The organism is Paenibacillus lentus, assembly GCF_003931855.1.
Classification (GTDB): domain Bacteria; phylum Bacillota; class Bacilli; order Paenibacillales; family Paenibacillaceae; genus Fontibacillus; species Fontibacillus lentus.
On the sequence record NZ_CP034248.1, the window covers coordinates 2,010,756 to 2,031,836 of the forward strand.

Consider the following 21,081-nt stretch of genomic DNA (forward strand, 5'->3'; position numbering starts at 1 on the left):
CTTTGCCTTCGAAAACAACCTACCCAGCTTACCTCCAGTTCCCACCAACTTATTTATTACTGTTCTTATGGTGATGTTTTAGCTGTAATTATCTTCGTCAGCAATAGACGTATAGCTTCACTACTACTCACAATATCAACGGTCACATTAACTAATTTTATATACCTTGCATTAGGCAGGTTATAGACATTCCTGTTAAACTCAAGTTTACCTTCGAACAAAAGAAATGTTCACAGCCAGACTTAATAAACATCAAGTGGTGCGGATTTGTCAAAACGGAAAGACAATAGCCAGCATTGGTTGTGAATATGATCTTAGTGAATCTGCATTGGATTGTTGGATAATAAAAGCATAAACTAGAATGTTTTATAGAGAGTGAGAACCGAGCCTCAGAAGAACTGCTTGCTTTGCATAAAAAAAGTCAACGTTTCAAGGTATAATGCAAGCTCGCTAAATATGGGGCGAAGTAATGCACTTTAAAACAACTCCTTGGTATCAGCAATGTACGAAATCCAACAACTGCCATGAAGTACCTTAACTGAAAGGTTTAAGCCCGCCAAAAACGAAGAAGAACAGTGACTTAATGGAATATGGATAGCTACGTTAACTGTAGGGATACAAAATTCTTGACGCTATTCAATCAAGGTGGAATTAGGAAGGTATTCCATGTTAGCTTATCGAAAAAGCTGTTCCACATTACGCCGTGTAGCCAAGTAAAGTGCTAACATAAATCAGAAGAAATTTTACATAATTAGATATATAATGTATTATATAGTAATAGTTCATGAGTTACAAAAAAAGTAAAGATGAGGTTAGTGATAATTTATGTCTAAAAAGGGTTTAATTACAATTCTCTTGTATGTATTTTTAAATATATTTGTATACTTACTATCCTTTAATCTAACTTACTTTCTAATATCTGTATCTTTATCTACTATATTAACTGGGGTTATTGTAAAACTTAGACCGAGCTTTACTGGTATCAAGTTTAAAGATAGAAAAAGTTTTTATATTATGATGGTTGTGGGTATTGGAGTTTTTTTGCTGGAATTGATAAGATAAATCGTGCATTTCAAAGCGCAAACCTAGTATGAAAATGTAATGCTCCCCATTATCAAGACACGATTTCTTAGGAAATAAGTTAATTTTCTTGTCTTGTAATCTAGCAATTTAGGGTGCAATTTCTTCAATTAAATGCGCATATAATTGATCAGGTTTGGCTTCGGATAGATCGCCTCCAAGGCCATTAGTTGCATCAGACGGCGGACACGCTTACGATTAGTTTCGAAGCCCGGAACCAGGTCATTCGTCGATAGCCAAAACAAGGATGCTGGCGTATAAATCTCGTCAATCCGGTGCATGTTCTGTACGTTTTCTTTCCGGAGCTTCTGCGATTGGCGCAGGTGTAACCGCTAACATTGAAGCTAGAAACCTACTAAATCTTTTCATTGTAAAACCTCCCAGTTTTATTAGGTTATACATTATTATACTAAAAATATATAATATTTCACCGGTTACAAGTATAATGTGGACGTTACTTTGAACTTAGATATATAATTCACATATTTGGCCGGAAACAAGACAGCGTTTACAGATGATTGGTGAGACTAAGAATATGAATGTATATATTCTGTCTCTAGTTTAGCTGGCGCAAGTTCCAGTGGACTCAAGATGAAGCACTATAGTTATCATCTTATTACAGATGACTTAACGATCAAGGGCATTTGGTAAACTATGAAAGGGGAATATGCTTAAAGAGTATTGTACTGTTAAAAAACGTTTGGTTTAGAGGGGGAGTTTTGAAAAGATAGCATCAAATATATTGAATCGAGACTTTTGCGATACAATAAAGCTAAATGAATAATGGGTAACGAATATTCCGGAATTCATTTTTTGTTAACGACGAAGTTAATACATATAACTCGCGTATCCAAGATTCTAGACAATTCATTTCAACGTTTGATTGACAAGTGCACAGAACTTACACATTTAAAGTAGGGATTTGGGTATTAAATACCTTAGTACCAGTAGGCTGTATAATATCGAACTCATGCTATAATAACAGTCTGACTATAAATTGTCTAACTTGTAGGTTCGCATCAATAACGGGCAATGTCATTAAGATAAGATCAAAGACAAGACCGGGAGTAAAACTGGAATGCAAAACGGCATGGGAAAAAGCCCTGTGCCGTTTGTTTTTTGGTTCAAGCAAGAAAAAAGCGCACAGCAAACAAAGCGGATAGACTATCCGCTTAAAAATTGTTCATGTGAACCGAATTATGCTACTCTGTAGACGAAGCTAACAACTGATTTATAGCGAATTTTACGCGTATTCTTCTGCCCTGGGCGAAGGGGGCGAATCGGTAAAATGTTATTGCGAATCAGTGCTTCAACATCGGGCGGGGGTTCATCATCCCTTGAGCGCAGGAAATATCTACAAACGTGAACGGCGACTGTGAAGTTGACTTGGTAGGAGTGCCGTTTATCCATTTGCGAAATGACGACGTGTGAGGTCATCATTTCAGCGAAATTGTACATGATCATTCTTGCAAAAATCTCTTGGATGATGAACGCTTGCTTCTTTGCGTGAAAATTGGTCAGGCCAACGGTATATTTTAAGGCCCGGAAAGAGGTTTCAATGCCCCATCGTAAGGATAAATAGACTTGAGTTCATCGGGTGGGAAATCAGCGGCAGATAGATTCGTTATGACGGTTTCATATACACCATTGAACAGGACAAAACGAACAACCCGAAAGGAGAAGGGTAATACAAGTTCTCCTGTCGATCCAAAAAATCAAAAGTAGAAGCGGAAGGGACGAATTGTAAATCTCAGGATGAGCTTTGACCTCTTTGGTTTGTTTTTTGGTGAGTGTCAGATGAATGTGGCGATCAAACTCTCCGCTAGAAGGCAAACGCAAGCCCGAAAGAATGCCATTGGAATCCAAATCCTTTACCCGTATGACATAATTCCACCCTTTGCGTTCCAAATGCGCCAAATTGTTGTAACTTTCATAACCCCGATCGGCAATCACAATGGTTTTGCCTTTGATGGGGGAACGGCCAACCATAGTCGCCAGCGCCCTTCCCTTGTTGCACAACCTTCGTGGCTGAACAAGAGCATCAACGTAAAGTCGGTTACACAGGTCATAGGCTGCATTCAAATGCAGCAGGTTATAGCCTTTCGTGTTTGGTTGGCTTTGAAAATAGGTGTCCCTGTACGTAGGATCCGTTGTGAAATGCAAATCCGAACCGTCTATGACGAGTAAACGATACCCCCGGTAGGGTTTTTGACATAGGGTGCTGGCGCGGCTGATATTTCTCGGATGAGGGATGTCAGCGTTTCTATTAGCGAATTCGCATACTCATTCATTGGCGAAACCTCCTCGTTTTTTCAAGGGGCTTCGCCACACACTTCCATCCACTTGTCAAGTCCTTTTTTCTTTTGCATGCAAAAAAAGAGCGGGCTATCATTTCGATAACCTGCTCTTTTCACGATATTTGGATCCCTAACTTAATGAAATTGCAATAACGGGCGGTCTATTTCTTTGCAATTGGTTGACAAGCGCTACAAGGATGGTAACGACCAGCGTTAATAGCGCTGCAATAAGCGAATCAAATTTGGAACCGACCTAGCCTTGGACGGATCTGAAAGGATAGCCAAATTGATTAGAAATCCTTCCAGCCGCAGTGAGTAAATCCGCAAGGATTAGCTCTTCATTCTCCTTAATTCGGGCGAGCGAACCAATGACGCTGATCGTGCCGATAGTTTGCCCTGCGGCATCCTTTACTGGTGCGGCGATACTATATGCGCCCGCCTCGATTTCCTCGTCCTCGATGCTGTATCCTTGCTCCCGGATTTGCTGGAGGCAGTTCAGCAGCTTCTTCTTCTCCGTTATCGTCTTTTCTGTCAGTTTGGTCAGTTTATAGTTTTGTAGTAGACTTTGCAGCTCAAGCTCCGGCATATGGGCTAGAAATATTTTGCCCGAAGCGGAGGCGTGCATCGGCAGCTTGCTGCCTGCCCGCGAGCTAACAATGAAGTAGTTGTTTGGGGATTCCACCTTGTCTACGCAGAAGATTTGCTCATGCTGATAAACGTATAAGTGAGAGGTCTCGTGAAATTTCCTAGTTAATTCCGTAAGATATGGATGCCCAATTTCCTTAAGGTCTAGGCTTTGTGAGACCAAATTGGCCTTGAGCAAAAACTCCAGACCGAGTCGGTATTTGCCGTTATTCGGGTTTTTGTCGATATATGAATAAGCGCAAAGCGTATTAATCAAACCATACACGGTGCTTATGTTCAAGTTCAGCTTCTCGCTGATCTCGGTAAGGGAAAGCTGCGTATGTAGCGAATCAAAGCAGTTTACGATATCAAGCGCCCGTTTCACGGATTGAATCAGGCGTGGATTTTTCTCGTTCAACACTATAACCTCCAACTATATTTCTGTTATTTTTATCTATATTCACTATGTTCAGGTCTTTATCCGACAATGTCAATAGGAGTTTAATATGTAGTCGGCATCAACTCTAGCGAAGCATCGAAATATGCATTGTACGAACAACAACATAAAGCTTTAAAGGTATACCCTGCTACAAGATGACGGCCTTGACCCGAATTTAATCGGAGCCAAGGCCGTCGTTTTATTATGCCTATGTAAAACGATGCAATCTAGCAAGCTTCACTTAACTGCACCTTAATATAAGGATAATACCAAGCTAATAGAATGAATTTATAGTAGTCGTATAGACGTCTAGACAAATGAAAAAGAAGGAGAACGATTTGAATCGGTTACTAACAAGCTCCAAATATGTTTTTGTAGGTTTTATGCTGCTGTGGACGTTGTTCCCCATTTATTGGGTGACGGTCATCGCCACGCAAAATTCATCGGATTTATTTTCTAAGGTGTCGCTGCTCCCTAGTTCCATCACATTGCAGCATCTGCTGGACATTTTTGCGGAGGATCATTATGTATTGCCGTTGTTCAACAGCATTCTCATTACAATGTGTTCCCTGTTGGTTGTGTTGTTGTTTGGGGTATCCAGTGCTTATGTATTGGGAGGAAGGACATTTAAAGTCGCGTTTAAGAAAACGCTGCTCATCTGGATTCTGCTGGTCAGAGTATTGCCGCCGATTACGTTTGCGCTGCCTCTCTACATAATAATGAACAACGTAGGTCTTCTGGATACAAAGCTCCCGATTATACTAGCCCATGTGCTGGTCAACATCCCTTTAGTGATTTGGTTTATGATAGGCTTCTTCGCTAACGTACCCGATGAGATCGTAGAAAGTGCGCGGATCGATGGAGCCTCCGAATTCCAAATTTATGCTAGGGTCGTGCTGCCGTTAGTGGTGCCAGGGATTGCCGCTGTAACGATTTTATCATTTATGGCTTCATGGAATGAATATTTGTATAGTGTTATTTTCATTCAAAGCCCTAGCGACTTTACGATTCCGCTGAAGCTGGCCACGCTAAACAGTGAACAGGAGTTGACGGAGTGGGGCAAGGTGGCGAGCGGCGGTATCGTGTCTTTGATCCCCGTAATATTGATCGCTATGCTTATGCAGAAATACTTGATGAGCGGTCTAACTGCGGGCGCTGTGAAAGAATAGGAGGATAACCATGAAAAAGAATGTTTTTATACTCATTAGTCTAATTTTAGTCGTTAGCCTACTGGCAGGCTGCCAAAGTAAGGGGCCGGACAAGCTAGTTGTTGCCGCAAGGGGAGGCTCTCATGTGACGGCGATGGAAGCTGTGAAGGAGGCCTTCGAAAAGGAGCATAACGTGCAGGTTGAAATTCTCGGGCTTGAAGCAGCGGATTTGAAGCAAAAAATATCGTTGGACGCAAAAAATAAAAACGGTGCTTACGATGTAATCATGGCTGACGATCCTTGGATGCCGGAATTCAGCGAGGCGGGCATTTTTGCTAATCTATCCAGCCTAGGCGTTACAGAGGACGCAGATTTTGAAGCATCGTCACTGGCCTTGGGTAAGCATCCGTATGCTACGGGCGAGCTATATGCTCTGCCGTTCTCTGGAAATGTCCAGTTGTTCTTCTACAATAAGCAACTGCTCGATAAGCATAATTATGAAGTCCCTCAAAGCTGGGAAGAGGTGCTGAGTATGGCGAAAGCGATTCATGAAAAGGACGGAGTCGCCGGTTACGTTATTCGCGGCCAACAAGGAAATCCGATCGTATCCGACTTTTTGCCCATTTTCTGGGCGTACGGCGGACAAGTATTCGATGAAAATTGGAGTGCGCAGATCGATTCTGAAGCAGGTAAAAAGGCATTAAACACATACATGGAGCTTCTCGCCGTAGGGGTGAACTATGAAACGACAGATATCGTCAGCTCGTTGTCAACGGGTCAGGCGGCGATGGCATTGGGCTGGCCGTCATGGTTTATTACGGGCGAAGAGGCAAGTGCAGAATATTCGCCGGTACCGGCTCAAGCTGCAGATGGCGCCGAAGCGTTCGCTACGGGAATGATCGGCAACTGGATGATGGGAGTAACGGCGAATTCGAAAAAACCTGAGCTGGCCGCCGAGTTTTTAACGTTCATTACAAGCCGTGAAATTCAAAAACAAATGGTAGAGCATGGCGGAGTGCCAACGAGAAAAAGCGCATATCTGGACAGCGAATTGTCTGCGAAATACAAGCATTTTCCGGTCCAATTGGAGGCATTGGAGAACTCTGTGGCAAGACCGAGAACACCGCTTTGGTCACGCGTAGAAGAAGCCCTCGGCACGGAGCTATCCGCTGCGATCGCTGGCACGAAGACGGTGGGGGATGCACTGTCCACAGCGAATCAAAAGATCAATCAGATTATGAAATAAGGTTCATCCAAAGGTGAAGGAGTGGAATGAACTTGGATAGCAAGCAGCGGTTTCAATGGGCCATGCTGGCCCCTGTTATTGTTCTCTTAACTGGATTAACGGTTTTTCCAATCGGCTACACGATCCTGAACAGTTTTACCGATTATTATTATTTGGCCAATGAATCCAAGCAGTTTGTCGGGTTTGCTAATTACATCAAGGTCATACAGGACGAAGTGTTTCTTAAAGCGGTTTGGAACACGGTGAAGTTTATGGTGCTGGCGGTTACAGCTGAAATCGCTTTGGGACTAGGGCTGGCTGTGCTTGTCGAAAGCCTGAAAAGGGGCTTGAAAATACTCCGCATTTCGTTTCTTCTCCCGTCTTTGCTGCCGCCCGTGACCGTGGCGCTGATTTGGCAAATGATGCTCAGCAATCATAATGGCATTATCAATCATTTGCTGTCTTATTTCGGGGGAGGGCCGTTTAATTTCTTAATGGATATCCACATGGCCTTTTATGCCATCTTATTCATTGATATTTGGCAATGGACGCCGTTTGCCTTCTTGCTGATCTATGCCGCGCTGCAGGCAGTCCCTAAGCTGCAGTATGATGCAGCCAAGGTGGACGGGGCAGGAAAAGGCCGCATATTTCTTCATATTACGCTGCCGAATATTATGCCAAGCCTGCTGATGGTCGTTTTACTCCGCACGATCGATACCTTTAGACTGTTCGATAAAGTGAATATATTGACCGGCGGGGGGCCTGCCAATTCTACAACGACGATCACTCAATATATTTACAGGCACGGCGTATATAATTTGCAAATCGGCTATGGCGCTGCCGCTTCGATGATCATGGTTCTTCTCGTGCTGACGTTCTCGATATTCTACATTAAGCGGTCGATCGGAGGAAACGGGCATGACCTACGTTATTGATTTTTTGAATGTTGGCTTCGGTGAGGCTGCGGTTGTTCGAATTGAAGATGGGCAGCGTTCCTATTGCCTTGTAGTGGATGCTGGCGATGCGGATTGTCACAAGCACGCGAGAAGATGCAGCCTGGAGCAGTATGTTCGGGAATACGGGATTAATAAAATAGATGCGTTGATTTTGACTCATTTCCACAAGGATCATATCGGCGGGGTGCGCGAGGTGCTAGGGCATGTTCCGATCGGGGAAATTTTACTACATGTGCCTTTGCCGTCGCATCTGTTAAACAGTAGGTTGAGCGATCATTCTACGCCGATATTGGCGTCGCTATCTCTGTACATTGCCATTCTGAAACAAGCCAAGGAACTTGGTATTCCTGTGCGTCAAATCAGTGAACCATTCGCCTTGTCCGAGCTAGCGGTTGAGTTCAGGCTGCTGACGCCAAACCAGGCGAAGCTGCAGCAGCTCCAGGCTGAGCTGGAGAGCTTGGAGGTGGAGGCGCTGAATCGTCAGCAGGAACGTTTAACGAGGATTGATCGAATGCTGAACGATACCGCCCTGGCCGTGTTGATTCGCTACAAACATAATCCGGCCGCCCTCCTGACTTCTGATGTTGGATTGGATTTCTGGAGCCCGTATGAATCGGAGATCAAGGACGTCTATCTGCTGCAGGCACCGCATCATGGAGATGCACAGCGTATCTCCCAGGCGTTGTTGCACACCGTGTCGCCCAAGGTTGTCGTGGTCAGTGCCGATGATGAAGGGACGTATCAATTGCCGCACCCTGAATTTGAGGTCGCTGTAACAGAGCATTCTGCGGCGCGCATTTACTATACGGAGGAAGCCGGGAGTAGGCATAGAATCATTCGCATGGACTTGAATGAGAGGACGATACACCTGATTAAGTAAGCACGGATTTATAAAATCAGATCGAATAAGGGAACAGTGATGGCATGAATTTAAATGACTTGATGAATGAGATGGAGGAATGGGTAGAGCAAGCAGCCGCCCTCCAGCTGGATGCGCTGAACCGTAAACATATGCAGGTACAGACCAAAGCACATGATACGGATTTTGTTACGGATATTGATCTCAGATCAGAGGAGATCTTGATCGATTGCATTTTGAAGCGATATCCCGATCATAGTGTGTGGACCGAGGAAGGCGGCAAGCTTGACAAGCAAAGCGAGTTTGTATGGGTGATCGATCCGATCGACGGCACGACGAACTTTATCCATGGTTTTCCGTTGTCATCGATTTCGATCGCCTTGCAGCATAACGGGATTACTCAACTGGGAATGGTCTACTCACCACCGTTCTCCATGAAGTTTCAGGCAATTAGGGGGCAAGGTGCCTATTATAATGGGCAGCGTATCCAAGTGTCACAGACAAAGGATTTGAAGAGCAGCTTGCTTACAACGGGTTTTCCTAGCTGTGGCCATGAGCCTATCATTAACCTGAAGTATTTTAACAAAATGATAGGTAGGGTGTCGGGTATTCGCCGTACAGGCAGCGCTGCGCTCGACTTGTGTTTTGTTGCGGCGTCGTTTTTTGACGGATATTGGGAGTTCGATCTTCATGCATGGGATTGGTGCGCGGGGGCTTTGATCGTGGAAGAAGCAGGGGGCGCGCTGTTCACGAGGGAGGTGGACGGCCATTCGCTTTTGATCTGCGGCAATCCAGAAATCGCGGAGCTGCTCCAATCCAGCTTGTTGGAGAAGGATGAACTATACAAGAATCGGGGTCAATCGATTGGTTAGTTACCAGAATATTAAGTTGGAAATTGAAAAAATGATCGACAGCAAGCTATGGAAGGTCGGGCAGCGGCTTCCGTCGGAGTATGAGCTGGCGAAGTACTTCAATGTCAGCCGGGAAACGCTTCGAGCGGCCATCAAGCTGCTGGAGCAGGAGGGGAAATTGCTTGTCAAGCACGGCGTGGGCACCTTCGTCATTAAACCGCTGCCGATGATACCGAGCCGTCTGGAGTTTCTTCAAAGCATCGGAACGATGATTAAGCTATCTGGCTTAACGGAGGAGAACAACAAGGAAATGATTGGGGAGGTGTCATGCACTGATGAATGGGCTAAGGCGCTGAATATTCAGGCAGGCGATAAAGTTGTGAAGCTGGAACGTATTCGTTATGCAGACGGAGAGGCCGTCACCTATTCCATCAACGTGATGCCAAAAGATTTGGTAGGCGATGCTTTCGAACGTGTGGATTTTAACGGCTCGTTATTCCGTTTTCTTGAGGAGGAATGCGGTATTGTTATCGCCAGAGCGGATACGGAATTGCTGGTTCCGTTCAAAAAGGACAAGCATGTGCAACGATTGCAGGTCGATAAGGAGGAAGAGACGCCGGTTATTTTGCTGAAACAACTCCATTATGACGAGCAAAACAGAGAAGTGCTGTACTCTTTCGACTATTTAAGGAACGATGTCTTTCATTTCTGGATACGCAGGGAACGAAAATAACTCCGATAAAACGCCTCCAAGCGTGGATTAGAATGCAGATAGCAACATACTTATCGATATTCATAAAGCAGCATGAATGATGCATTATGGTATAACACGGGCAGAATCAACGAATGACCATGACTTAGCAGACAATGTTTTATAAAGTGCATTCTGGTGATAGCATAATTAGAAGAGGACGTCTTGGAATTTCCCGAGATGTCCTCTTTTTGCCCTTTCTTTATTTTGATAGCGTTGCCTATTTGGTCGAGAACGCTGGAGTATTGGTAGAAACCGATAAGAACACGTACACGAATTTCAACGAGGGAACACCTGATCAATGAGGAGCTCAGATGCTGGGATCGCTGCTTCGTATCTGATTCGGGGAGTTATGCTACCAGGGCTGGAAAAGGCACAAAGTGGTGGCAGATGCTAGTACGGCGAAGGCTGTTGACACAGTCAAGCCATCTATTTTAATCGTTCAACCTATATAAATGGATTTTTAGCAGTTAGTTTCTTTGGCAAGGAAGAAAAAGTAGATTTAAATGGATTTCATGTCGTTAGAAGGAGGCAAATTGCCAATCCTGAGTTATATTCTTGATTTAGGTGCATAAAATCCATTTATTCTCTGAAACATTCGTTTAGAGCATAATTAAATACATGAGATCCAATTAGTCTACGGATAGAACCTATACCATCCAAAGAATCTGGGAGCAACAGTAATCGCAGGAACGTTTTACGTGTTTGCCTGTTTGCCTGTTTGCCTGCTTCCTCACATTCCTTTCAATAGTATCTTATATACTTTCTTTTTGAGAAAATGCATGATTTAGAGAGAGTGTTAGAGTTAAAAGAAACTTTGGATTATTAGATTTTTATCTATCTGTTTCTAGCGAACAGGTTTTCTATACATTAGCTAAGAAGGCAACCGAACGGGAAGTTGAAACAATCAAAATGATTTCAACCGACAGATCCCCATTAACTAAATTCAAGAACATCTAGAACAGATCAACTACTAAGCGCCGCTTGACCTGTTCTATTGTTGCAGTCCATATTATAACCATCAACAAAGATCGCCGGAAATGAGAAAGAAAGGATAATGAGGATGGATATGTCTAGTTTTTTTCGGGTAAAGGATGCTCCCGATTTTGTGATGTATTCGACTTCCCATCTCGTAGGGATGGGGCTGTTGCTATTGCTGATTGCAGTGCTGTTTGCGGGGAGAAGGTATATTGGTTCCAGCGTGTTAGCTATGAAGGTGATTCGCTATGGCCTGCTTGGTTTGCTGTTGTTATCTGAAATTGCTCTAAACTCTTGGTATGTGTTTGAGGGACAATGGGATATTACGGATACTTTGCCGCTGGAGCTGTGCAGTGTTTCATTGCTACTGTCGATTGTAATGCTGCTAACGAGGAACCGATTGCTGTACCAGATATTGTTTTTTGCCGGAATTGGCGGGGCCCTGCAGGCATGGCTGACACCGAGTTTGGACTTTGGGTATCCGCATTTTCGTTTTTTTCACTTTTTCATTGCGCACGGGGCGATCATCCTTGCTTCGCTCTATATGACCTGGATCGAACACTATCGGCCGACATGGAAATCCATTGCTTGGGCCATGCTATTCCTGAATGTACTCGCCTTGGCTGTCGGTGCGCTGAACTATGCCATCGGTGCTAATTACATGTTTTTACGAAATAAGCCGAGCACGCCTTCCATACTGGATATGTTCGGACCACATCCCTATTATTTGTTGGCGGAGGAGCTTATCGCTCTCACGATGTTTATTGTTATGTATGCGTTGTTCTTCTGGATTCCTGATCTAAGGAGGAGGGTTACCAGACAGTCGGAGAAGGAGAGAGAGCTTACAGGTTAGACGAAGCTGTGTGTATTATAATGATGTTGTATTGTCCACAAAAGGAGGAAGCTAAGATTATGTGCGAAGCAGATGAATCCAAGGCATTAACAGCCATCTCGGATCATTTGGACTACGGATTAAGCATCGTGTTCATCGGCTTTAATCCAAGCATTCGTTCCGGGCAGGTTGGGCATCATTATGCCAATCCTCGCAACAATTTTTGGCGCATTTTACATAGCTCCGGCCTCACGCCTAGATTGTATCAAGCTTCCGAAGATGGGGAGCTGCTGAAGCTCGGGTATGGCTTTACGAATATCGTAGCGCGTCCGACAAAAGGAGCCGAGGATATAACCCGGGAAGAGTATGCGGAAGGCCGTAAAATTTTGCGGGCGAAGCTGGAGAAATATCGTCCGAAGGTGGCATGCTTTGTTGGTAAAGGCGTCTATACGGAATATAGCCGCAAGGCGCGAGCAGGTTGGGGATTTCAGGAGAGTCCTGTCGTGGAAGGAATTCATGAATTCATGAATTCGTAGCCCCTTCGTCCAGCGGTCTGGTGCGAATGCCGATGTCTGAAATCGTGGAAATTTATGCGAAGTTAAATGAGTTCATAACGGAAGTGCCTGCTTCAGAATAAGGGCGTATAAGGGCCTTTTTTTAAGTTTTTCGCGGAGCTGAAATCATTTTAATAATCGCAATAATCATAAGAAAAAAACAACCGTTAAAATGTGGTCTATCAATAGAAAGTCCGTCAATAGACCTTTTTAAGAAAGCTTATCCTGTTAGGCCAAAATCGAATAAAATCATGGAATTGGAAATTTGATCCACCCCATCATTCCTCTCGACTCTTTCAAGGTGATATGCTATGATATAACCTTGATAACGTATTAACGAACTAAAGTGTTTAAAGTTGTAGGGACGAGACGGGGAGGATCAACATGAAGAGAAATAAACTAATTGTGCTTGGTTTAATTGTGGCAGTGATGATAGCTGCGTTAGTAGGATGTTCCGGCTCCGGTGGAGCGAAGGATGACGGAAAGCTCATTATCGGAGTTGACGATAAATTCGCGCCAATGGGATTCCGGGATGAGAAAAATGAGTTGGTTGGTTTTGATATTGATTTTGCGAAAGCGGTCGGCGAAGAAATGGGTGTGGAAGTAACCTTCCAGCCGATTGATTGGAAAGCGAAGGAATCTGAGCTGAACAGCGGACGGATTGATCTGATTTGGAATGGATATACAATTACGGAAGAGCGCAAAGGCAAGGTTCTGTTTACGAAGCCTTACTTGGAGAATAGTCAGATCATTATTACTTTGGCGGATTCCGATATTAATTCCATAAATGACCTAGCAGGTAAAAATGTAGGTCTACAATCGTTGTCTTCGGCGGCGGACGCGCTTAACGCTAATCCGATCAAATCCGAAGTAAAGAGCGTTACCGAGTTCGCGGATAACGTACTGGCACTTACTGACTTGAAGACGAAGCGCCTGGATGCGGTCATTATTGACGAAGTTGTGGCTAGATATTATATGTCCAAAGAAGAAGGAACATTTAAACTGGTTGAGGAGACCCTTGCTCCTGAGCAGTATGGAATTGGTGTCAAAAAAGGCAACGAAGAACTGCTGGAGAAGCTGCAAAATGCAATAGATACACTGAATGCGAACGGCAAGATTGCTGAAATTTCAGAGCAATGGTTCGGCGAGGACAAAATTTTGAAGTAGACGTTGGTTAGTTATCCATCCATTTATAGATAGGAATTTAAGAAAAGTCATCATACGATAACCGGATCGCTTATTGTCCGGTTTTTGTTTTTGGGGAGACGAAATATATGAGTATAAGTTACCTATGGGACATCACGATACCGATGCTGCAGGGCGCCAGAACGACGATCCTACTGTTTCTGCTTGTCATCCTGATATCGATTCCGCTGGGCTTTCTCGTGACGTTAATGGTGAATAGCCGTGTGAAGCCAATTAGCTGGCTGGCTAATGGTTTTGTGTACGTGATGCGTGGAACGCCGTTGCTGCTGCAATTAGTGTTCTTTTGCTTTGGCTTGCCTATGCTCCCAGTCATTGGTGAGTATCTTGTTTTGGATAGATTTGTTGCTGCTGGGCTAGCTTTTATATTGAACTATGCTGCCTATTTTTCGGAAATTTTCCGGGGCGGTCTACTGGCTGTAGATAAAGGTCAGTATGAAGCGGCGAAGGTACTGGGACTTAGCCGCTGGCAGGCGTTAACACGAATTATATTGCCGCAAATGTTTCGTGTAGCTCTCCCTGCGGTTTCTAATGAGTCCATTACACTTGTCAAGGATACGGCCTTGCTTTATGCGGTATCTGTACCTGAATTGCTCTACTTTGCACATACAGCAGTAAACCGTGACTTTACGATCATCCCGCTCATTATCGCAGGAGCTATTTACCTGCTAATGACTTTAGGGCTTACCCTGTTGTTCAAAGCACTTGAGCGAAAATTCAAATTCGAATAAAGGACTGTGAGGACTGTCTAGTTATGGCAATCATTGAAGTTAATCAATTGAAAAAAGTGTTTGGTCAGCTTGAGGTATTAAAGAGCATCTCCTTCAACGTCAATTCGAGCGAAGTAGTAGCTGTGATCGGCCCTTCTGGCTCTGGGAAGTCTACGATGCTGCGCAGTCTAGTCCATTTAGAAGAGGCGAATGGCGGCAGCGTCAAAGTAGGGGATAGATATCTTGTTAAAGACGGCGTTTACTCCAGCAGTCAGCAAATCAAGGAGATTACTTCCCGTATGGGGATGGTGTTCCAGCATTTTAATCTGTTTCCGCATTTAACGGTCAAAGGCAATTTGGAGCTGTCACCGAAGCTGGTTAAGGGGATGTCCTCTGTCGATGTGTCCAAGATGAGCCTAGAGCTGCTCGATAAAGTAGGCTTATCTGACAAGGCTGACGTTTATCCGTCCAGTCTGTCCGGAGGGCAGAAGCAGCGGGTAGCCATTGCTCGCGCCTTGATGATGAATCCGGAAATCCTGCTGTTCGACGAGCCGACCTCTGCCCTCGATCCCGAACTGACGGGGGAAGTGCTGCAGGTTATGAAACGCTTGGCCGAGGAGCGGATTACGATGATCGTGGTGACGCATGAAATGGGCTTTGCCCGGGAAGTCGCGGATCGAGTCCTGTTCATGGCGGACGGCGAAATCATCGAGTCCGGCGCGCCGGAGCAGATCTTTGGAAATCCGCGGCATGAGCGGACACGGGCATTCTTGACCCGGGTATTGGCTTGATCAGTGTTTCGTCTCGCGAACAATGAATATAATACTACAAGGGCTGTCCCAAGATCTGAAATGACTCGGGAACAGCCCCTGTTTATATGTGCACTACAGCAAAGCCTATAATCATTTTGACTTAAGACTGCAAAGATACTGGTACAGGTACTCCCTGCTTATCAACTGAACAGCTACATTCAACTGCATACACCAAACTGCGCACACCACGTTGTCGTACATTAAGATGCATACACCAAACTGCGCACACTATGCCGTCGCACATTAAATGGAGTCCGTGTATCTAATTATGCTCTGAACGAATGTTTCAAAACAATAGATGGATTTTAGGCACCTAAAATCCAAAATCCAGGCCATGACTGGCAAATCCCCTTCTTTTAACACATGAAATCCATTTAAATCTACCTTCTCTTATTTGCCGTGGAAACTAACTACTTTAAATCCATCTATATAAGTTGAACTATTAAAATGTATACGTTGAACTATAGACTCTCAAGCTTGCTGCGATACATTTTCGGAGACACACCCTCCTGCTTCTTGAACACTTTGCTGAAATATTTGACGTCCCGAAACCCGACCATTTCCGCAATTTGCGAAATTTTCAAATGAGGGTTTTGCATGAGCTGCTTCGCCTTGTCGATCCGGTAAGTGGCTAAATAGTCGGAGAAATTAATGCCGAATTCCTGCTTAAACTTACGAGAAATATATTCCCGGCTGACGAAAAAAGCGCTAGCAATATCAAGCAAGGACAGATCATCGTCCATATAGTTCTGCTCAACGTATTTGACGATATCATTAATTGTCCGCTTGTCTTTAGCCTGCCGTTCGTTGATCACGCGAGCCAACTCGCTCATTAAACTATAAGACCAATCCCGCCAGGCGAACAGCGTAAAAGCATAACTGCCCGGGTGGGGAGGCTGATTCAGCCGGTCGCTTTGCTCCAATGCGGTTTCGGCATTCCCGGCGGCATCGCCCAATGTCTCCCGCAGGAGCTGGACGCGAAACTGCATGACCGCAGTTGTCCATTGCTGAAGCTGCTCCGGCGTAATGCCCTCGGTTCGGGCGAGCTCGCTAACCCATTTTTGCGAGGCTTCGGAAATTTGCCCGTCACTTCCGCTAAGGACAGCCATCTTCCATTCCTCTCTAACCGAACTGAAGGTATACTGGCCATGTCTTTCCGCCGAATCGTCGCTTTCTGCTTCAAGTGAATGCACATAGGCGTCGCTCCGCAGCACGTTGCGCCTGGCCAGTGCCATCTTCGCTTCGGCATATTGAGCCGGAAGGCTGTGCGGAAGCTGGCCTGCCAAGCCGATCCCGAAATGCATTCTGCGCTGAAATGTATGGAACAATCCTTCGTTAATGCGGAAAATCAGTTCCTGAATGTTGCAGAATCGCTCCCAGGTCAGAATAATAATTTCCCAGGGAGCACCCCAATACTTGAAGGCGATGCCAGAACGATCTTTGGCGAGGAACTCATTGCAAACATTAATGATGGCAAAGTGCATTAATTCGCTGTTGTTGCCGAATCGCTTGAAGAGCAGCGCATCGCTGGCATCCAGCTGCAGCAGCGATAGCTGTACGGCTTCGGCTTCCATTGGGATGGCACCCTCATTGCGAAGGCGACGAACAGAAGCCTCGGCGGCGCTCTGATCGTCAATAAGGGAGGAGAGCAGCTTCTCCCCGTAAACCGGTTTGAATTCATTCAACTGGATGTTTTGCCGCTGTATGTCGATCCGATCCCGCTCCTCTTCGCGCCATTCCGTCACTGCTTTATGAACCGCGGCATTGATCGCCTCAGCTTCAATCGGCTTTAGGATATAATCGATTCCTCCATGGCGGACGGTGTTGCGGACGAATTCGAAATCGTTGTGACCGCTGACCACGATGAATTTAATGGTATCGGCAAATTCGCTGATCCATTCCATTAGCTCCATGCCGTGTCCGGAGGCCATCATCATGTCCATAATGACAAGTTCTGGGCGGGACTTGCGGATGAGCTCCATCGCCTCGTTGCCGCTTCCGGCCTCCAGAATTTCATTGATGCCGTGGGCATCCCAATCTACGAGAAGATGGACAGCCTTACGGACTCTGGCTTCATCATCTACAATAAGTGCTTTCATCTCTAATCACACTCCGCTTCTATCTTGATCAGGAATGATCAGGGTGATTTGTACGCCGACCGGATCAAGGTTGCTGATCGCCAGCGCGGCATTATCTCCATTGACAAGCTGCAGCCTAGCGAGAACATTGGCCAAGCCGATCGAAGGGCGGCTTGTCTCATCCCCGTCATTCACCGGTTGATGGATTGTGGCGGGGGATAAATCGCTTAGTTCCTCCTGCAGCTGTTTCAATCTGATTTCAGGGATCTGTGCCCCATTGTTCTGTACGACGATCTCCACCTGTCCTCCCCGCCGCAGCCGCTTAGCAAACAGCATGACTTCGCCATTCCAAGCTGTACGATCCAATCCGTGTTTAAAATAGTTTTCGACGATCGGCTGCAAAATCATTTTAGGCATAGGCAGGTCAAGCAGCGAATCATCCACATCATAATGAAATTGGAAGCGATTTTCAAATCGTTCCTTCTGCAGCTCGATATATGCTTTCACATGTTCAAGCTCGTCCCGCAAGGTAACGTTCTTATCCTCGTTATGCATGCTGTAGTGCATCATTTTCGCCAGAGCCGACAGCAGCGCATAAATTCGCGGCATCTTCAATTCCAGCGCTAGTGTGCCTATAATTTGCAGCGTATTATTCAGAAAATGGGGATTGATCTGGGCCTGCATCGCCCGCAATTGATTCGTCTTGTTCGCCAGTTCCAGCTTGTATTCACGCAAAATCAGGTTATTGATCGTGTCCATCATACTGCGGAAGCGCAGCATGACCGCACCAATCTCGTCATTGCTGGCCGGCTGGATGTCAACGTTCAAATTACCGGATTGAATTTGATTCATATACCGATTTAATTGCTTAATAGGTGCAGTAATTCGCAGTGTTATAAATATAGTGGCACCGGCGATGACCATAAGAGAGATAGCGAGAAGCAGCAGATTTATAGTTACTGCCTTGTTGGCTTCTTCGTTTAAATACGATACGGGGATTTGTTTAACAAGCACCCAGTTTGCCCCCGCCTTTTCTAAACGCTGATATATGAAAACATTGTTATCTTGCTCGAAATGTCCGTGAAGCTTGCTCGCAGCCGCGATATGTTCATTATACCAGTCCGATTCCAGCGGCAGTCCAAGCTGACTTTCATCGTCGCTATAAACGATAGCACCGTTCTGGTCAAGAATATATACTTTTTCATGATTGATTTCGTATAAATGCTCCACGATTTCTGTAAGCGCCGACAGCTTTACATCGATTGCCAGATAGCCGATGACTTCGCTTGAAGGTACCTTTTCTATCTTGCGATGCAGCGTAAATACAGGCTCGGGCGGGTAGTTTGGCTGAATGGGAGCAAATCCGTAAATATGACTCATATGCGTCTTCTGCACGGTTAAACTACGATCATTATTAAGCAAAATATCCTCATATGGATCGGTGTCGTAATGTCGTTTAGGCGTGTTCAATGTGAGCAGGGTAGCTCTGCGATTTACATTCTCGTAGAGATACACCTGATAAATATCCGGGATTGATGTTGAAATATAGGACAAGGCGGCATATACCCGCGAACTGCTCTGTGGGTCATCATACCCACCTTCGAGAAGCCGGAATAATTCCGCATTGGAATAGATGGTGGACGAACTACGATTGAGATCACTTAAGAGTTCAGCAAGATTTCGCTGACCTTGGTATAGCAAATTGGCATTCTCCTGAACAGCCCTAGTTCTTAATGACTGAGTGGTGTACAGGTAAGTGACAAACATGGTGGCTACAATGGGAATGATCGTGGCGATCAGCATAAAGACGATTAACTTGGTGCGAATGCTATTCCATTTCACTAGGATATCTCTCCGATCAATAAATTACACCTGAGTGTTCACCTTAGTAGGTGTTCCGAAGGATGGAACACGTTCATAATTAACAATACAACAGTTACTCGGTAGAAAGAAAGGGGGCTGCGGCATGAGCAGCAAGCGACTGTCTTCATGGGGGCTGCAGTTATTTTTTATAGGGCCTGTTCTACTGTTCTTTGCAATTATCATGATCGTTCCATTCTTGCTTGGTATGTATTATTCGTTGACGGACTGGAACGGTGTATCTGGATCAGTGAACTGGGTAGGTTTAGAAAATTTTATCAAAGTATTCAGGAATGACCCGGATTTCTGGTCTTCGTTCTGGTTTACGGTAAGATTTACTCTTGTAGGTGTAATACTTACGAACGTTGTCGGATTTTTCTTGGCCTATTTCCTAACTAAGGCTTTGAAGCTCCGCAACGTTTTGCGAACGATCTTCTTTATGCCGAACGTCATCGGTGGACTGCTTCTCGGGTTTATCTGGCAGTTTATTTTCATTAAAGGATTCTCTACGATGGCGGATCTGACCGGATGGTCATTCTTTGGTCTACCATGGCTAGGGGATGCAGCAACAGGGTTCTGGGGAATTACAATTGTGTTCGTATGGCAAACAGCAGGGTATTTGATGGTTGTTTATATATCCTCACTGACGAATGTTCCCTCTGAAGTGATGGAAGCAGCAGAAATCGATGGTGCAAGCCGTTGGCAAATGCTGCGCAGTATTATTATTCCGCTGATTATGCCAGCTATCACCATCTGCTTATTTCTTGCCATATCCTGGGCGTTTAAGATGTTTGACTTGAATCTGTCACTGACAAAGGGTGGGCCATTCAAGTCGACAGAATCCGTAGCTATGAACATTTATGTGGAGGCTTTCCAAAATAACAGATATGGTATGGGGACGGCTAAAGCGATGTTGTTCTTCATCATTGTTGCTGTGATCACTTTGTTCCAGGTTCGCCTGACGAAGAGCAAGGAGGTCGAAGCTTAATGAAGAAATATGGCGTTCGAATGATAGTTACAGAGCTTGTTATGGTATTGGTAGCGTTAGTCTTCTTGGCACCGTTCTACTTCCTGTTTGTTAACTCAGTCAAGCCGTTTGGTGAAATTATGTCTAATTCGGCAAGTTGGCCAGCGGTATTTCATTGGGAGAATTACAGTAAAGCGTGGGAGCTTACTAGATTTCCAGAGGCGTTTACCAACTCATTAATCATAACTGTCATTAGTGTGCTGCTCATGGCGCTGATCAGCTCCATGGGAGCATACCGTATGGTTCGCTCAGATACAATATTCAATAGATTGCTGTTCTTCTTATTCATAGCAGCGATGGTTATTCCGTTCCAATCGATTATGATTCCGCTTATGCGCGTCGTGAACGTGCTTGGCGTGAATAACAGCATGGCAGGCCTTATTCTAACCTATCTCGGTCTGGGCGCGCCGATGTCGTTATTCCTCTTCCATGGTTTCGTCAAATCGATTCCACTGGAAATTGAAGAAGCGGCTACGGTGGATGGATGCACGCCGATTACTGTCTTTTTCCGGATTGTACTGCCTATGCTTAGACCGATGTTGATGACGGTTATTGTACTAAATTGTCTTTGGGTATGGAATGATTATCTGCTTCCATCACTAATTTTGCAAAGACCCGAGATGCGCACGATTCCACTTGCAACCTTCGCATTCTTCGGACAGTACACGAAGCAGTGGGATATTGCTCTTCCAGCCTTAGTGCTAGGGATTGCTCCGATTATTATTTTCTTCCTTTTCCTGCAGCGTTATATTGTTGAGGGAATTGCAGCTGGCTCGGTCAAAGGCTGATAGAAAATG

17 protein-coding genes and 2 pseudogenes are annotated in these 21,081 nt (G+C 45.0%); 13 read left to right on the forward strand and 6 right to left on the reverse strand.

Features of this window, described 5'->3' with window-relative positions:
• Positions 1 to 1,190: 1,190 nt before the first annotated feature.
• The 4 genes and pseudogenes from EIM92_RS09020 to EIM92_RS09035 all read right to left on the reverse strand — a co-directional run bounded on the left by EIM92_RS09020 (position 1,191) and on the right by EIM92_RS09035 (position 4,422).
• Positions 1,191 to 1,361, reverse strand: a complete 171-nt coding sequence (locus EIM92_RS09020) for a transposase (protein ID WP_125082366.1) — start codon at positions 1,359 to 1,361, stop codon at positions 1,191 to 1,193.
• A gap of 916 nt (positions 1,362 to 2,277) precedes the next feature.
• Positions 2,278 to 2,652 (reverse strand): annotated as a pseudogene (locus EIM92_RS09025) (transposase); the annotation flags it as partial.
• Between the two features lie 63 nt (positions 2,653 to 2,715).
• Positions 2,716 to 3,333, reverse strand: a complete 618-nt coding sequence (locus EIM92_RS09030) for a transposase (RefSeq protein WP_125085084.1) — start codon at positions 3,331 to 3,333, stop codon at positions 2,716 to 2,718.
• 297 nt (positions 3,334 to 3,630) lie between these two features.
• Positions 3,631 to 4,422: an IclR family transcriptional regulator gene (locus tag EIM92_RS09035; RefSeq protein WP_246021261.1), complete on the reverse strand. Its 792-nt coding sequence runs from the start codon at positions 4,420 to 4,422 to the stop codon at positions 3,631 to 3,633.
• A 356-nt stretch (positions 4,423 to 4,778) separates the two neighbouring features.
• Between EIM92_RS09035 and EIM92_RS09040 the strand changes: the two genes are divergently transcribed.
• The 11 genes and pseudogenes from EIM92_RS09040 (at position 4,779) to EIM92_RS09090 (ending at position 15,298) form a co-directional block, all read left to right on the forward strand.
• The gene (locus tag EIM92_RS09040) at positions 4,779 to 5,609 is read left to right on the forward strand and encodes a carbohydrate ABC transporter permease (protein ID WP_246021263.1); all 831 of its coding nucleotides are present in this window, start codon (positions 4,779 to 4,781) and stop codon (positions 5,607 to 5,609) included.
• Between the two features lie 10 nt (positions 5,610 to 5,619).
• Positions 5,620 to 6,834 (forward strand): extracellular solute-binding protein, encoded by a 1,215-nt coding sequence (locus EIM92_RS09045; RefSeq protein WP_125082368.1) that lies wholly within the window; start codon positions 5,620 to 5,622, stop codon positions 6,832 to 6,834.
• Positions 6,835 to 6,860: 26 nt separating this feature from the next.
• Positions 6,861 to 7,748: a carbohydrate ABC transporter permease gene (locus EIM92_RS09050; protein WP_246021264.1), complete on the forward strand. Its 888-nt coding sequence runs from the start codon at positions 6,861 to 6,863 to the stop codon at positions 7,746 to 7,748.
• Positions 7,732 to 8,649 carry a ComEC/Rec2 family competence protein gene (locus EIM92_RS09055; RefSeq protein ID WP_125082369.1) on the forward strand — a complete coding sequence of 306 codons (918 nt, stop codon included), beginning with the start codon at positions 7,732 to 7,734 and terminating at the stop codon, positions 8,647 to 8,649. The genes EIM92_RS09050 and EIM92_RS09055 overlap by 17 nt, the downstream gene beginning before the upstream one ends.
• 44 nt (positions 8,650 to 8,693) lie before the next feature.
• Positions 8,694 to 9,500, forward strand: coding sequence for an inositol monophosphatase family protein (locus tag EIM92_RS09060; RefSeq protein ID WP_125082370.1), 807 nt, complete (start codon positions 8,694 to 8,696; stop codon positions 9,498 to 9,500).
• Positions 9,463 to 10,212, forward strand: a complete 750-nt coding sequence (locus tag EIM92_RS09065) for a GntR family transcriptional regulator (RefSeq protein WP_125082371.1) — start codon at positions 9,463 to 9,465, stop codon at positions 10,210 to 10,212. Before EIM92_RS09060 ends, EIM92_RS09065 begins: the two co-directional genes overlap by 38 nt.
• A 1,087-nt stretch (positions 10,213 to 11,299) precedes the next feature.
• The gene (locus EIM92_RS09070; RefSeq protein WP_342772910.1) at positions 11,300 to 12,061 is read left to right on the forward strand and encodes a YwaF family protein; all 762 of its coding nucleotides are present in this window, start codon (positions 11,300 to 11,302) and stop codon (positions 12,059 to 12,061) included.
• Positions 12,062 to 12,120: 59 nt separating this feature from the next.
• Positions 12,121 to 12,677 (forward strand): annotated as a pseudogene (locus EIM92_RS09075) (mismatch-specific DNA-glycosylase).
• A gap of 301 nt (positions 12,678 to 12,978) precedes the next feature.
• On the forward strand, positions 12,979 to 13,761 hold the full coding sequence (locus tag EIM92_RS09080) for an amino acid ABC transporter substrate-binding protein (protein WP_125082373.1): 783 nt from the start codon (positions 12,979 to 12,981) through the stop codon (positions 13,759 to 13,761).
• Positions 13,762 to 13,868: 107 nt separating this feature from the next.
• Complete coding sequence (locus EIM92_RS09085) at positions 13,869 to 14,528, forward strand: amino acid ABC transporter permease (RefSeq protein WP_125082374.1); 660 nt, start codon at positions 13,869 to 13,871, stop codon at positions 14,526 to 14,528.
• Between the two features lie 23 nt (positions 14,529 to 14,551).
• The gene (locus tag EIM92_RS09090) at positions 14,552 to 15,298 is read left to right on the forward strand and encodes an amino acid ABC transporter ATP-binding protein (protein ID WP_125082375.1); all 747 of its coding nucleotides are present in this window, start codon (positions 14,552 to 14,554) and stop codon (positions 15,296 to 15,298) included.
• A 482-nt stretch (positions 15,299 to 15,780) separates the two neighbouring features.
• Here EIM92_RS09090 and EIM92_RS09095 read toward each other — a convergent pair whose 3' ends face one another.
• Entirely contained in the window at positions 15,781 to 17,418 is a 1,638-nt protein-coding gene (locus EIM92_RS09095) for a response regulator transcription factor (protein WP_125082376.1), read from the reverse strand.
• 6 nt (positions 17,419 to 17,424) lie between these two features.
• Positions 17,425 to 19,239 (reverse strand): cache domain-containing sensor histidine kinase, encoded by a 1,815-nt coding sequence (locus tag EIM92_RS09100; protein WP_125082377.1) that lies wholly within the window; start codon positions 19,237 to 19,239, stop codon positions 17,425 to 17,427.
• Between the two features lie 124 nt (positions 19,240 to 19,363).
• Between EIM92_RS09100 and EIM92_RS09105 the strand changes: the two genes are divergently transcribed.
• Positions 19,364 to 20,245, forward strand: a complete 882-nt coding sequence (locus tag EIM92_RS09105) for a carbohydrate ABC transporter permease (protein WP_110931560.1) — start codon at positions 19,364 to 19,366, stop codon at positions 20,243 to 20,245.
• Positions 20,245 to 21,072, forward strand: coding sequence for a carbohydrate ABC transporter permease (locus tag EIM92_RS09110; RefSeq protein WP_110931561.1), 828 nt, complete (start codon positions 20,245 to 20,247; stop codon positions 21,070 to 21,072). Before EIM92_RS09105 ends, EIM92_RS09110 begins: the two co-directional genes overlap by 1 nt.
• Positions 21,073 to 21,081 lie beyond the last annotated feature (9 nt).